This is a genomic window from Dactylosporangium sp. CA-092794, from assembly GCF_050948465.1.
GTDB lineage: Bacteria > Actinomycetota > Actinomycetes > Mycobacteriales > Micromonosporaceae > Dactylosporangium.
The window spans coordinates 7,749,006-7,762,248 of sequence record NZ_CP192044.1; the positions used below are offsets into that span (position 1 = coordinate 7,749,006).

Sequence of the window (13,243 nt, forward strand, 5' to 3'; positions counted from 1 at the left end):
CCGCCCCGACCGGCACTGCCCACGCCGCACGGCGGTCCCACCTCGGGCAAGCCCTCGACCGGCGTGATTCCAGCGGGCCTCGCGCCTCACGGCTCGCGCCTCGGGCCTCAGGCCTCGCGGCTCGGGCCTCGCGGCCAAGACTCTCCGTGATCATGCCGAAGCCGCCGCCGTATCACGGGTTTTTCATGATCGTGGAAGGTCAATGTACTCATAGGTACCGTAAGGTTCCGCAATCATGAAAAACCCGCCCCGCACTGCCGGGACCTGCATGATCACGGAGAGATTCGACCGACGGCGGCCAACCACGGCAACGAGTCGCGATCGAATACTGTTCGCGCATCGCCCAAATCATTGCCCTTTCTCTCTCAAAATTAAAATGCTTTTGCTCTTGCTTTAGTCCCAAACCCGTATACGTGCTGGCTGCGATGTTCACGGAGCGCGGCGCCACGGTGCGCTGCCCCGCCCGTGGTTGCAGTGGTCACGCCGGCCAGAGCAAAAGCAAAAAGCAAAAAGCGATTTAAATCCAAGAGGGAAGAGCAATAAATTTGAGCTGTACGCGAAGAGTCTACGAACGCGACTCGTTGCCGTGGCTGGCCGCCGTCGGTGTCGATCAGAGTTTGATGGGCCGCCGCAGGTTGGGCAATGGGCGCCTCGGTGGACAGCGGCCGGCTACCTGTCGAGCCTCGGCCTCGTGCGGCAAGGGCCACGGCGGTGCCGGCGGTCGTCGCTGAGTTCTTGGCGTACCGTGCGCCCGTGGGTTTCTTCGGGACGTTCGTGCTGGCGCGGTCCGACCGTCTCCTCGCTAACGAGGAGGCGACGCTCGGTTTCGGATATCAGCATGAGCGTCTGTACGAACTCGGCCGGGGCTGGCAGCTGCTGGAGACGCGGGGCATTGCGGACCGGCAGGACCTCGCTGCCGCCAGCGAACGGTTCGTCGCCGCCACGGGTGGTGGCGTGCTCGCCGCGTATGTGAACGACGGCAACTGCATCGGCGTCCATGGGCGGACGCCCGAGGGCTGGACCACGTCGTTCCACCTGCCGGTCGACCAGGCTCCGTGCACCTACCGGCATCGCCCTCGGCCGGCGGCGCGTACGCGGGAGGCCGTCGGCGCCGATCTCGAGCAGTGGGCCCGCAACGCCGGGCTGACTCCCGTCCCGGAGCAGGTCCGGGCCATCGCGGCCTATGACTATCGCGGTAATTCCGGCTGGGGCCACGAACTGCCGCTCGAACTGCTGCCGGCGCTCGGTCTGCCCGGGGCCGCCGAACCAAGCCCGACCTTGATCGATCTTGAACAACCGCCCTGGTGCGCAATCGTCGGTTCCAGCGGGCTGGCACGGCAGGCGTGGGGACGCAGGAGCTACCGTGACAGCCGCGATGCAGCGGATAGCGAGTCTTCGGCCCGGAACAGGAATGGGAACGCGCGGCTATCGCGCTCGAGGCCGACATCTGGGCCGCCAGGCATCGCCAGAGCGCCGACACCACGACATTGCGAGAACGCGCCGGCCGGCTACTCGAGGCTTGCCGAAACGACAAGAGCGCCGTGGTGTACCGCTGGCGCAGCTGAACTCACCGCAGACATCGACGCCGCTCCCGTCAAACGGCCCGCCGCAAACGGTGCCGGGCCACGAGCGCGACGCGGGTCATTCATGAGTGCGGTGACCAACTGGGCCCAGCGTGACGAGTTTGTCGCCGACGGTGGCGTCGGCGCGCCGGCCGCGGCGGTCAGTAGCGTGCGGACCACGGCATGCAGGTCGCCCGCGTCGAGTGTCCGAATGCTGCACCGGGATCGCTCATCCCGCTGTGCCGTGATCGGCGCGCCGACCGGCCAACGCTCCAGAGCGTTACGCATGGGCATGCTTTCCGCAGGCGTGCTTTCATGGCGGGGTGGACGACCCGGAGCGGTGGTTTCGGCGCGGCGATGAGCTCGCCGACGAGGGCGCAGCGGCCGAGGCCGAAGCGCTGGCGCTGTTGAACGCGGCGGTGGCGGCCGGCTACGGGCCGGCCCGGGTCCGGCTGGCCGAGTTCCTGCTGCATCAGTATTCGAGGGCCGACGCCGCCTCCCACGCGGAGGCACTGCGGTTGCTGGGCGAAGCGGTGGCGGCCGATGTGCCGGGTGCGCGGCACATGCTGGGCGTCACGCTCTGGGACGACGGGGTGCTGGACGGGGCCGAGGATCTGCTGCGCGCCGCGCTCGCGGACGGGGACCTGGACGTGCAGGTGAACCTGGCCGGGCTGCTGCACCAGAAAGGCGACGACGCCGCAGCGTTCGCACTGCTGCGGCATGCGGCGGAGCGCGGCGACGGGCCGGCCTACTGGATCGTGATGCGGCTACTGCCGCCACACAGCCGGGCCGCCCGGGAGGTGACCATGGCCTACGAGTCGGCGACATCGCCGGAGGAGCGGCCCGTGTGCGTCCTGCTCCCCGCCGGCGCATGGGAACTCGACGCCTCGGCGCTACCGGTCGACTAACACCTCGGCGATCTAGGCATCCGCACATGCCGCGAGTACCGTGCGGCGGTCAACTCGAAGATCGTCACGCTTAGTGGTCGTTCGCCCAACGGTGCACCGCGACATCGCCTCGCGCTCATGCCGATGAGCGCGCGTGCAGCGTCGTTGTGAAAACGTTCGCGAGAATGGCGCCGGCGGCTCGTTCGGATAATGGCTGGAGCGTTTCGCGCCTGACCTTTCGCAGCGACGGCGTTGACGCGTCGGCGGGTGCGATGTGCCGCTGCCTACAGGTCCGCTCGTTGCCGCGGTGGCGGGCCAGCGCGGCGGGCCGGGTGTGCACCGGGGCTGGCGGACCGGGCTGGGTCGATCGGCGCCAGGCGTCTGGTCCGGCACGGTGGTGTGGCGGTCCGGACTGGTGTCACGCGCGCGAGGTCCGGCCTGTTCAGTAGTTGTTTCCGGGGTCGGAACGGGCGCCGTCTCGGGCGCCGTGTCGTCCCGCCGATCCTCGACGGTGGTCGCCGGTGGAGTGGTGCCGTGGATGCGGCGGAGCTTGTCGGCGTGACGTCTGGCCAGCCCCCAGGCCCGGTGTCGTTCGTGTTCCCGGCGGAATTCTTCTTTTGCCGGGCAATAGCGACGCGACCTGGTCCGGTCGCGCATGGCAGCCAATTCGCTCCTGGTAAAAAGCTGTAGCTGCGCCATTCATTGATTCTCCCAGAACCCTGCCGCAATCACCGCCCCGACCATCGACGAAGAATGTCAAATGGCGCACGCTCATGCCGCGAGTCGTGCGCGGCCTGCTGGTACGTCCGTCACCCTCCGCGCGGTGCTGAATCGCCGGTGAACGTCAACGGCTTCGCCTTGATCGCCATGCGGGGCCTGCTCGGCTGCCTGCGGCGCGAGCGTCGGCGAGGAACCCGGCCACCGCGTGCTGAAAGTCCGCGGCAAGGGGGACAAGGCCGTGCTGGTCCCGCTGCCACCGGCGGTGCCTCGAGCGATCGACCGCGCTCGGTTCGGCAGCGGTTGCCGGGGACGGGTCGGCCACCCGACGGTGGCCGGCCGCGCCTCGTCGTCCCTGGGCATTCGCGGAGTCTGGGAGGCATTGCCTAGGATCACTGTCCAACGGCCGCCTCATCGGAGGGCATTCCTGATGACCGATCCCAAAATCGACGCAACCCGGCCGAGTAGCGCTCGGGTATGGAACTACCTCCTCGGCGGCAAGGACAACTTCGCCGTCGACCGGGAGCTGGGCGAGGCGCTCCGCTCGGCGAACCCGGAGATCGCGGCCGTCGCCAAGGCGCAGCGGAGGTTCCTCAACCAGGCGGTCACGCTCCTCGCCGGTGAGGTGGGCATCCGGCAGTTCCTGGACATCGGTACCGGTCTCCCGACGGCCGACAACACCCACGAGGTCGCGCAGCGAGCGGCACCCGAGTCACGGATCGTGTATGTCGACAATGATCCGCTCGTGCTGGCGCATGCCCGCGCGCTGCTGACGAGTTCACCCGAGGGGGAGACCGCGTACGTCGACTCCGATGTGGAGGATCCGGAACGGATCCTCACCGAGGCTGCCCGGACACTCGATTTCAGCAAGCCCGTGGCGCTGACCATGATCGGCATCCTGGGCAACGTCGCCGACTACGCCGAGGCCCGCTCGATCGCGGAGCGGCTGCTCGATGCCGTGCCCTCGGGCAGCTACCTGGCGGTGAGCGACGGGACAAGCACCAGCGCGCGGAGCGTGGAGAGCCAGCGGGTCGCCAACCAGAGCGGACACCCGTACAACCTGCGCACGCCCGAGGAGATCGGTGGCTATTTCCAGGGCCTGGAACTGCTCGAGCCCGGCCTGGTGCCGACGTCGCTGTGGCGGCCTGCGCCGGGAACAGCACCGGCCGCCCTCGACGTGTACTGCGCGGTAGGCCGCAAGCCTTGATACGCCACTTGGTCGGACAGTTACCGAACACGTGGAGGATGTCGGTGAGGTTGCAGCGCCGCGCGTCGCCCAGATCCGGAAACGCGAACGGCTCGGCTGCGGCGTCGAGCTGGTCGAGGATCTCGACGGAGCTAGGGGAATAGTTCCGGGCAACGGATCTCGACCGCCGGTGGCGGAACGGTCCCGTGTCAGTTCAGGGTTGGCAGCGCACCGGCACCGAGCCCCTTCAGGCTGGTCTGGACCTTGCTCGCGTAGGGCACCAGCGCGAAACACCGCTGGGTGTGCTCGCCGGCCTGCCACTGGTCGTTGCTCAGGCCGGGCCAGGTGACGCGGATGTCGGTGCGCTGGTCGAACTGGACCTGGCCGAGCCCGAGGAACGCGGCCGCCTTGGTCCGGCAGGCGGCGGTCATCGCCGTCGCGAGTTCGTCGTCGGTGGGGCGGGTGGCCCCGGCGACGGGAACCGTTCCGATGTATTCGCCGGCGTGCGGCTGGTCGCAGCGGCCGGTGCTGAGGCCGTTCAGCGTCTGGTACCAGCCGTCGGAGCTCGGCTGCGAGACCACATCCACGCAGTGCAGCTGCAGATCGAGGAGGTCGGTCATGTTCGTCCGGCCGGCCAGGGCGCCCAGCAGCGGGCCGGAGCGGCCGGACGCCAGCCCGGTGGATACATCCTCGAACACGTAGGCGGTACAGACGGCGGCGCGCCCGCCGGCGGCCCACGACGACGTGTCGGGCAGCGCGACGTGGATGCCCAGCCGGGCGTCGTGCCAGTCGCCGCCGACGTAGCGGCTGACCGCGACGCCACAGTCGGCGTACGCGGCCACGTAGGCGTCGCTGCCCGGGGCGGGCGGCGCCACACCGTCAGGCAGTGTGCCGGCGGTGACGACCTCCCGCCGTGTGGCCGACGGCAGGCGGTTGGTTCGCTGCGGTAGTAGCGAGGGCTGAACGGGCTCACGGGCTTGCCGGTGAGGCACTGCCCGGTGACCGGCCCGGCGGACCCGGCCGTGGGAGGCGCCGTGGACGACTGCGGTTCAGCCGTCGCGCCGGGACGACACGCGGCCAACCCCAGCACGAGCACGGCCATGCCCAGGGCCGCCGGCTTCCCCATGATCTGGAGACTACCGACGCCGGGCCGGACCCAAGCCCACAACCATCAGTCCGGCAGTCGGCGCTTCGGCCTCCTGCGACGAAGCGGACATCAGGGGGCGGTCTCGGCGGCGCGGGTGAGGAGGGCGGTGCGTTCGGGCTCGGTGTGGGCCAGGGTGGCGGCGCGGCGGAAGAGGGCGGCGGCGCGCTGGAGGTCGCCGGCCTGCGCGATCTTGGTCTTGGCCCGGGTCAGGCGGCGGGTCATCGTCGCCTCGGTGACCGGGAAGGCGCGGGCGATGTCGGCGGTACGGACGCCGCAGACCGTGCGGAGCGTCAGCGCCACCCGGGCCTCCAGCGGCAGCGCCGGGTGGCAGCAGGTGAAGATCAGTCGCAGCCGGTCGTCGGCGAGGCCGCCCGGGGGCGGCGGTTCGGGGTCCCCGTGCTCCAGCACGGCCAGTTCGCGCAGCTTGGCCCGCTCGAGCGTGGCCCGGCGCAGCACGTCGACGGCGCGGTTGCGGGCCGCCGTCATCAGCCACGCCGCCGGGTTGTCCGGCACGCCGGCGGCCCGCCAGTGCTGCAGCGCCGATGCCAGGGCCTCCTGCGCGCAGTCCTCGGCCAGGTCCCAGTCGCCGGTGAGCCGGATGAGCGCGCCCACGATCCGCGGATAAGCCTCAGCCGCAGACGCCGCAGCGGCCGCCGAAACAGCGCTCGCGGCGGCGGCCACCAAAAACGCCGCTGAAGACGCGGCCGGGGAAGTCGGCGAAGCGGCGGGCGAGGGAGCGGTCACTGCTCGAAGTCGGCGAACGGCCGGATCTCCAGGCGGCCGCCGCGGGCCATCGGGTGGGTCCGGGCCACCTCGATCGCCTCGTCCAGGTCGGCGCATTCCAGCAGGTCGAAGCCGAGGATGACCTCCTTGGTCTCGGCGAACGGCCCGTCGGTGACCAGCAGGTCGCCGCCCCGGACCCGGACCGTCGTGGCCGTCGACGCGGGTGCCAGGACGGCCCCGCGCACCCGGCGCCCGGCCTCGTCGTTCTCCCGCACCCAGACGTCGATGTCCGGCTCGTCCGCCGTGTCGGTGTCGGGCTCGGCGTCGCTGCAGACGAACATGAGGTACTTCATCGGGCTCTCCTCACAACCGTTGGACTCAACCCTAGAGACGGACGGGCCCGACGGATCCGGACAGCGCCGGCCGGGCAATTTCAGCCGGGGCGCTGCGCCAGGCCGTCGGCGACCAGGCGCAGGCCGTAGCCCTTCGACGACTCCGGCAGGCGCTGCTCCATGAGCAGCGCGCCGGCGATCACCGCGTGCAGTTCGGTGGTCGTGAGGTCGGCCCGGACCGCGCCGGCGTCCTGGGCCCGGCGCAGCAGCGCGGCCAGGGCCGTCTCCAGGTCGGCACCGGCCGCGTGGATCGCCGCGCCGACCTGCGCCGGGTCGGTCAGGGCGGCGGACAGGGCCAGGTTCTGCCCGGCCTCGGCGGCGAGGCGGTGGAAGAAGTCGTAGAACGCCCGGCCCGGGTCCGGGGCGTCCGCGAGGTCCCGGGCGCCGGCCGCGAGGTCGGCCAGGCGGTCGGCGATCACGGCGGCGAACAGGGCGTCCTTGGTCGGGAAGTGGCGGTGCACGGTGCCCGGGCCGACGCCGGCGCGGCGGGCCACGTCGTCCAGGCTCACCGCCGGGCCCTCCGCGGCGAAGGCCTCCCGGGCCGCGGACAGCACGCGCTGGCGGTTGCGGACGGCGTCGGCGCGCGGCCGGCGTTCTGGCATGCGGTACCCCCCACCTTGAAAACGGGGTCATCGCCCCGGTAAAGTCTCGCCGAGAACCGGGGCGCAAGACCCGGATATCGGGAGGACAGGCTGAGCATGATTATCGTGACCGGGGCTAACGGCCCCTTCGGCCGGCTCGTCGCCGAGCACCTGCTCACGCTGGTGCCCGCGGAGGGCGTGGCGGTCAGCGTGCGCGACGCGGCGGGCGCCGAGGCACTGCGCGAGCGCGGCGTCGACGTGCGCGAGGCGGACTTCGGGCGGCCCGAGAGCCTCGCGGGCGCGTTCGCCGGGGCGGAGACGGTGTTCGTCAACGGCACATACGCCGGCGCCGCGCCGGACGTGCGCGGGCCGCAGCTGCGCGCCGCCGTCGCGGCCGCCCGGGCCGCCGGCGCCCGGCGGATCGTCGTCACCAGCTGGCAGGACTGCGACCGCAACCCGGTGCCGACGCTGACCGACTTCGCCGATACCGAGGCGGCGGTACGCGCGCAGCCGCTGCCCTGGACGCTGGTCCGGGTCGGCTACGGCCTGGCCACCACCCTGGCCCGGGACGTCGTCGCGGCCCGGCGCGACGGGGTGCTGACCGCCCCGGCCGGCGACGCCCGGGCCGCCGTCGGCGCGACGCCCGACCAGGCCGAGGCGGCGGCGCGGATCCTGGCCGCGGACGGTGCGCACGACGGGGCGCGCTACGACCTCACCGGACCCGACACGGTCGGCTGGGCCGAGCTCGCCGAGCTGGCCGGGCCCGGCATCGAGTACCGGCCGGAGAGCGAGGCCGACTTCCGCGCCCGCTGGGTGGCCAAGGGCTTCCCGGAGGCGGCCGCCGACCAGCTGCTCGCCCTCTACACCGGCTTCCGGGCCGGCTGGGCCGGGACGGTGACCGGCGACCTGGCGGCCCTGCTCGGCCGGGCGCCCACGCCGGCCCGGGAGGCGGTGCGGCAGGCGGTCGACGCCTGGGCGTGGGGCTGACGGCGGCCCAAATCGGACGGAACATGGCGGGACGGTGAATCCGGACCGAACGGCCGGGGCAAACGGGCGGTCCGGGTCACGCGTGCTCCCCCGCCGGCGGCTAGGCTGCAGAGCTTGTGGCGATGCTTTGCGTGACCTGTGGAGCACCCGGCCACGCCACCCGCGGCATCAACCTGTGCGTCCGGCACGGCGGCGTGCCGTCCGCCGCGTATCTCGCCGCGCTCGTCGGCGACCCCGGTCCCGGGCCCGACGAGACCGTCGCGGACGAGGCGGCCGCGGCCGAGGACTTCGAGGAGCTGCCGGACCGGCCGCCGGTCGCCCTGCGCGCGTACACCTGGCTGTTCCTCGCCGTCACCGCCCTGCACGTGGCGCTGCTCGTGCTCGACCTGTGGGTCCTGGGCCGCCAGGACACGCTGCTGCGCCGGTGGGAGGCCGACCCCGCGGGCGCCGACCAGCCCGCCGGCGGCTCGATCCTCGACCTCGCCGACCGGGTCGCCGGGGCGGTGACCGTCGCGCTGTGGGTGACGCTGCTGATGTTCGCGGTGTGGTTCGGGCTCGTCGGGCGGGCCGCCGACCGGCTCGGCCGGGACCGGCGGACGGTGCTACGGCACTGGACGTACCTCGGCTGGCGGCTGGCGCTGGTCCCGCTGGTGCTGTACCTGATCGCCGAGGCGGCCCGCGACGAGACCCGGCCCCAGGATCCGGCGGCGTTCGTCGCCGAGGCGCTCACGGTCGGCCACACCGCCGCCATGTTCGCCGCGCTGCGGATCGTGATGCTCGCGCTGCTCTGCGCGTTCGTGCTCGTGGTGTGGCGGCGGCTCAACCCGCGTCATGCTCCATCCACCACTCTGTGAACTCGCGGCACTGGCCCACCGTGTCCAGGCGGATCAGCCACAGGTTGCTGTAGACCGCGGTCGGGTAGGTCGTGGTGCCCTGCACGATGCTCAGGTCCGGCCCGACGGTCACCGGGAACCAGCTGAACGCGGTCCGGCCGGGCGCGTCGGCGTGCGTGAGCCACTCGGCGACGATCGCGGCCCGGCCCCGCCACGGCTCGCGGAACGGCGCCGGGTAGTAGGCGGCGTCCTCGGCGAACAGCGCCCCGATGTCCGCCGGTTCGTTGCTGTTCCATGCCCGCACGTAACCCTCGACCCACTGGGTTACGGCCTCCAGATCCGTCATGGGCTATTCGTACACGTAGGCTTGGGGCCGTGGCGAGGTACTTCGACGTGCACCCGGACAATCCGCAGCCGCGGCTGCTGCAGCAGGTCGTGGCGCTGCTGCGCGACGACGGCCTGATCGCCTACCCGACGGACTCCTGCTACGCGCTGGGCTGCCAGCTCGGCAGCCGCCCCGGGCTCGAGCGCATCCGCGACATCCGCCGCCTGGACGACCGGCACCACTTCACCCTCGTGTGCCGCGACTTCGCCCAGCTCGGCCAGTTCGTGCAGATCTCCAACTCGGTGTTCCGGCTGGTCAAGGCCGCGACCCCGGGCAGCTACACGTTCATCCTGCCGGCCACCCCGGAGGTGCCGCGCCGGCTGCTGCACCCGAAGAAACGCACCGTCGGCGTGCGCATCCCGCAGCACACCGTGACCCAGGCCCTGCTGGCCGAGCTCGGCGAGCCGCTGCTGTCCAGCACCCTGCTGCTGCCCGGCCAGGACGAGCCGATGACCCAGGGCTGGGAGATCAAGGAGCAGCTCGACCACCAGCTCGACGCGGTCATCGACGGCGAGTGCGGCACCGAGCCGACGACCGTGGTCGACCTGTCCGAGGACGAGCCGGAGATCCTCCGCGTCGGCGCCGGGGATCCGGCCCGCTTCGAGTGACGGCCCCGGCCGCCAGCCAGCCGGTCAGCGGCGGCGGATGTCGTCGAGCCGGTCGAGCAGCGCCTCGACGTGGCCGGGCCGCGAGGCGAAGTTGCTCACGGCCACCCGCAGGTAGGTGCGCTCGCCCGGCCGGCACGTCGTCACGTAGAACTCGCCGCCCTCGACGAGGGTCCGCTGCGCGTCCTCGTTGAACGCGTCGACCTCGGCGTCGCCGTGGCCCTCCCCCGGCGGCAGCAGCCGGAAACAGCAGATCGGCACGGTGGGCTCGGCGAACAGCTCGAAGCCGTCGCGGCGGCGCACCAGCTCGGCCAGGTGCCGGGCCACGGCGAGGTTGCCCAGCAGGAGCTCGGCGTAGCCCTGCCGGCCGAGCTGGCGCAGCGCCAGCCAGAGACCGAGCGACTTCCACGGCCGCGCCCCCTCGGGGCCCATGAAGACCATGTCGATCTGGTCCTCGATGCGCCAGTAGTGCGCGCCGCCGCGGAAGCTGCGGGCCGCCTCGGCGCTGTCCCGGGTCAGCAGGCACCCCAGCCCGTAGGGCACGAAGAACCACTTGTGCGGGTCCACGGTCACCGAGTCGGCCCGGGCCAGGCCGGCGAACGCGGCCCGGGTCTCGGGCAGTGCCGCGAACGGCGCGCCGGCCGCCCCGTCGACGTGGAACCACATGCCGTGCTCGGCCGCGAGGTCGGCCAGCGCGTCCAGCGGGTCCACCGCCCCGGTCGCGGTCGCCCCGGCCAGGCCGATCACGCAGGCCGGGGTGTGGCCCGCGGCGATGTCCCGCAGCACCTGGTCGCGCACGGCGGCGGCCGGCACCGCGCCGTGCGGGCCGGCCGGCACCAGCCGCAGCGCGGCCCGCCCGACGCCGAGGATGTCCAGCGCCCGGGCGATCGAGTAGTGGCTCTCGGTGGAGGCGTAGAAGGTGGGCCGCACGGCGCTGCCGGCGACGCCGGTCTCCTGCGTCGCGCGCCCCAGGACGACGTCGCGGGCGAGCTTCAGGCCGGCGAGGTTGGCCGCCGAGCCGCCGGAGGTGAAGACGCCCGGCAGTGCGCCCGGGGCGGCGGGCGGGTAGCCGACGAAGTCGGCCACCCAGGCCAGCGCCTCGCACTCGAGGGCGGTGGCCGCCGGCCCCATCCGCCACGCGGCCGGGCTCTGGTTGAGCAGGGCCGCTATGGCGTCGCCGAGCACCGCGGCCGGCAGGGGCCGCGGGTGGAAGTAGCCGAAGTACTGCGGGTGCGCCCCGTTGGCGTAGCCCTCGTCCAGGACCAGGCGGCGGACCTCCCGCAGCGGCTCCGACAGGCCGGTGCCCTCCTCCGGCAGCGCGCGGGGCCGCCGGGCCAGCGTCTCGACCGCCGGCGTGGCGGCGAACGTGGCGAAGCGGGTCGGGTCGCGGTGCGCGAGCAGGAAATCGCCGAACTCGGGCCCGATCGCCGCCAGGACGGCTTCCCAGTCCGGGATTCGCCGATCAGCACCGTCCACGTGGGCAACGTACGCCAACCGCCGGTATGCGCTGCACATCGACGACGGTGACCAGTTCCACATTGCCACCGTGCCGGTCGTGATCTATGTTCGCGTCGGCGAGCGTCCGCGGCATTTCCGGCGGATCTGTCGAGAGTCGCGGCGATGTCATCGACACCGTATTCCCTGTACATCGAGTTCCCCCGCCTCAGCGCGCACTGGGATCAGCCGGGCTGGCCGTTCGGCGTGGTCGTCGCCGCCGGATTCCAGGCCGCCGAACTGTGCCTGCGGCTGGTCGAGGAAGCGCTGGCCGACGCCCGCCCCGAGGCGTTCGCCGAGCGGCGGCTGCGCCGGTACGTCGCGCTGCTCGCCGACGGCCTTGCCCTCGAGCGGGAGCTGATCGCGGCCGAGCCCGCCGATCCCCCCGAGCCGTTCCTCGACCGCTCCGCCGGGCCCGCCGAGGCCGGCGCCGGCCTGCCCACCGGCTTCGCGGCGCTGGACCGCCTCGACCCCGCCGCGCTGGAGCGGGTCGCCCGCGCCTTCGGTACCCCCGCGCACTACCGCATCGGCGTCGAGGAGCACCTCGCCGCCGCGTGCGGCCGCCACGGCGTGGCCGGCCCCGTGATCGACGCGTCCCGGCCGCGGCTGCGGTACCGGTCCGTGGTGCGGCCCGACGTCGTCCGCGCGCCGCGCGCGGTCCCGCCGTCCGGCCCGGAGGACCACCTCTTCCGGATCGCCCACCAGATCACCGAGTGCTGGCTGCGGGTCGCCCGGCACTACCACGACGACGCCGCCCGGCTGGCCGGCGAGGGCCGGTGGGAGCCGGCGGCGGCCCGGGCGGAGTCGGCGGCCCGGGCGATCGACCTGGCCTCCGCCGCCGGGCAGCTGCTCGAGCTGATGAACCTGGCCGATTATCACCCGCTCAGCGTGCGGCTGCGCGACGCGAGCGGCGCCCAGTCCCCGGCCGCGCAGCGCCTCGCGCTGCTGTCCCGGGACCTGATCCGCCCGCTGGTGGCGGCGCTGGCCCGGCAGGGCCGCTCCCCGGCCGACCTGCTCGACCGGCCGGGGACCGCGCTGGCCGAGTTCCGCTACCTCCACGCCGTGCAGGCGGTCGCGAAGAGCTGCCAGGCGTTCTTCTTCATGCACTACCTGCTCGTCACCAACGTGCACGGCGCGCACGGCGCCGGCACGCTCGGCTACGCGATCCGCGGCATCGGCGAGCGGGCGATCCGGCCGCCCATGCCCGATCTCGACCTGGAGCGGCACCAGCTCTCGATGATCATGCATCTGCGGCACGCCGCCGAGGAGGGCGTCGACATCCTGCGGGCCGAGACCGGCGACGGCCCGGCCGCGGATCCGGACCCGGACGCGGTGCCGTGCCCGCCGGAGACGATCCGGGCCGCCGTCGAGGCCTACTTCGCGTCCGTCTCGGACGCCGACGCCGAGGCGTGGGCCGGCCTGTTCGCCGCCGACGGCCAGTTCCGGCTGCTGCCGGCGACCCGGCCGTACCGGGGCCGGGGCCACCTGACGACCGGCTTCCGGTCCTTCGCCGCCCTGTTCCCCAAGATCCGGGCGAGCTACTCCGAGCTGTCCATCGACGGGGCGGGCGCGGCCGTGCGGTGGGAGTTCGACGCGGTGAGCTTCCTCGGCTCGCCGGTGCGCTTCGGCGGCACCGAGCGCTTCCGGTTCGGCCCGGACGGACTGATCGCCTCGGCCACCGCCGAGTGGGATGCCCGCGCCGTGGCGGACCAGGTCTGGGCGGACCGGAAACGGCCCTGAACGC

13 protein-coding genes are annotated in these 13,243 nt (G+C 72.8%); 7 read left to right on the plus strand and 6 right to left on the minus strand.

Annotation, left to right across the window (positions count from 1 at the left end; all coding sequences use genetic code 11):
- Nucleotides 1-753 precede the first annotated feature (753 nt).
- The 3 genes from ACQPXD_RS33025 to ACQPXD_RS33035 all read left to right on the plus strand — a co-directional run bounded on the left by ACQPXD_RS33025 (nucleotide 754) and on the right by ACQPXD_RS33035 (nucleotide 4,373).
- Nucleotides 754-1,923, plus strand: a complete 1,170-nt coding sequence (locus ACQPXD_RS33025) for a hypothetical protein (protein ID WP_432825249.1) — start codon at nucleotides 754-756, stop codon at nucleotides 1,921-1,923.
- Complete coding sequence (locus ACQPXD_RS33030; RefSeq protein WP_432825250.1) at nucleotides 1,886-2,470, plus strand: hypothetical protein; 585 nt, start codon at nucleotides 1,886-1,888, stop codon at nucleotides 2,468-2,470. The genes ACQPXD_RS33025 and ACQPXD_RS33030 overlap by 38 nt, the downstream gene beginning before the upstream one ends.
- 904 nt (nucleotides 2,471-3,374) lie before the next feature.
- Nucleotides 3,375-4,373 (plus strand): SAM-dependent methyltransferase, encoded by a 999-nt coding sequence (locus ACQPXD_RS33035; RefSeq protein ID WP_432825251.1) that lies wholly within the window; start codon nucleotides 3,375-3,377, stop codon nucleotides 4,371-4,373.
- 188 nt (nucleotides 4,374-4,561) lie between these two features.
- Here ACQPXD_RS33035 and ACQPXD_RS33040 read toward each other — a convergent pair whose 3' ends face one another.
- The 4 genes from ACQPXD_RS33040 to ACQPXD_RS33055 all read right to left on the minus strand — a co-directional run bounded on the left by ACQPXD_RS33040 (nucleotide 4,562) and on the right by ACQPXD_RS33055 (nucleotide 7,216).
- Nucleotides 4,562-5,227, minus strand: coding sequence for a septum formation family protein (locus ACQPXD_RS33040; protein WP_432825252.1), 666 nt, complete (start codon nucleotides 5,225-5,227; stop codon nucleotides 4,562-4,564).
- Nucleotides 5,228-5,568: 341 nt separating this feature from the next.
- A complete protein-coding gene (locus tag ACQPXD_RS33045) occupies nucleotides 5,569-6,111 on the minus strand; it encodes a sigma-70 family RNA polymerase sigma factor (protein ID WP_432825253.1) in 543 nt (180 codons plus the stop codon).
- Between the two features lie 128 nt (nucleotides 6,112-6,239).
- Nucleotides 6,240-6,575, minus strand: a complete 336-nt coding sequence (locus ACQPXD_RS33050) for a YciI family protein (protein WP_432825254.1) — start codon at nucleotides 6,573-6,575, stop codon at nucleotides 6,240-6,242.
- 80 nt (nucleotides 6,576-6,655) lie between these two features.
- A complete protein-coding gene (locus ACQPXD_RS33055; RefSeq protein WP_432825255.1) occupies nucleotides 6,656-7,216 on the minus strand; it encodes a TetR/AcrR family transcriptional regulator in 561 nt (186 codons plus the stop codon).
- 105 nt (nucleotides 7,217-7,321) lie between these two features.
- Here ACQPXD_RS33055 and ACQPXD_RS33060 point away from each other — a divergent pair, with 105 nt between their 5' ends.
- Nucleotides 7,322-8,182, plus strand: coding sequence for an NAD(P)H-binding protein (locus ACQPXD_RS33060; protein WP_432825256.1), 861 nt, complete (start codon nucleotides 7,322-7,324; stop codon nucleotides 8,180-8,182).
- A 131-nt stretch (nucleotides 8,183-8,313) separates the two neighbouring features.
- Nucleotides 8,314-9,036, plus strand: a complete 723-nt coding sequence (locus tag ACQPXD_RS33065) for a hypothetical protein (protein ID WP_432825257.1) — start codon at nucleotides 8,314-8,316, stop codon at nucleotides 9,034-9,036.
- Here the strand turns inward: ACQPXD_RS33065 and ACQPXD_RS33070 are convergent.
- Nucleotides 9,002-9,361 carry a nuclear transport factor 2 family protein gene (locus ACQPXD_RS33070; RefSeq protein WP_432825258.1) on the minus strand — a complete coding sequence of 120 codons (360 nt, stop codon included), beginning with the start codon at nucleotides 9,359-9,361 and terminating at the stop codon, nucleotides 9,002-9,004. The genes ACQPXD_RS33065 and ACQPXD_RS33070 overlap by 35 nt on opposite strands.
- A 29-nt stretch (nucleotides 9,362-9,390) precedes the next feature.
- On the opposite strand from ACQPXD_RS33070, the gene ACQPXD_RS33075 reads away from it, so the two are divergent.
- On the plus strand, nucleotides 9,391-10,008 hold the full coding sequence (locus ACQPXD_RS33075; RefSeq protein ID WP_432825259.1) for an L-threonylcarbamoyladenylate synthase: 618 nt from the start codon (nucleotides 9,391-9,393) through the stop codon (nucleotides 10,006-10,008).
- A 24-nt stretch (nucleotides 10,009-10,032) separates the two neighbouring features.
- Here the strand turns inward: ACQPXD_RS33075 and ACQPXD_RS33080 are convergent, their stop codons facing one another.
- A complete protein-coding gene (locus tag ACQPXD_RS33080; RefSeq protein WP_432825260.1) occupies nucleotides 10,033-11,481 on the minus strand; it encodes a pyridoxal phosphate-dependent decarboxylase family protein in 1,449 nt (482 codons plus the stop codon).
- Between the two features lie 144 nt (nucleotides 11,482-11,625).
- Here ACQPXD_RS33080 and ACQPXD_RS33085 point away from each other — a divergent pair, with 144 nt between their 5' ends.
- Complete coding sequence (locus ACQPXD_RS33085; protein ID WP_432825261.1) at nucleotides 11,626-13,239, plus strand: nuclear transport factor 2 family protein; 1,614 nt, start codon at nucleotides 11,626-11,628, stop codon at nucleotides 13,237-13,239.
- Nucleotides 13,240-13,243 lie beyond the last annotated feature (4 nt).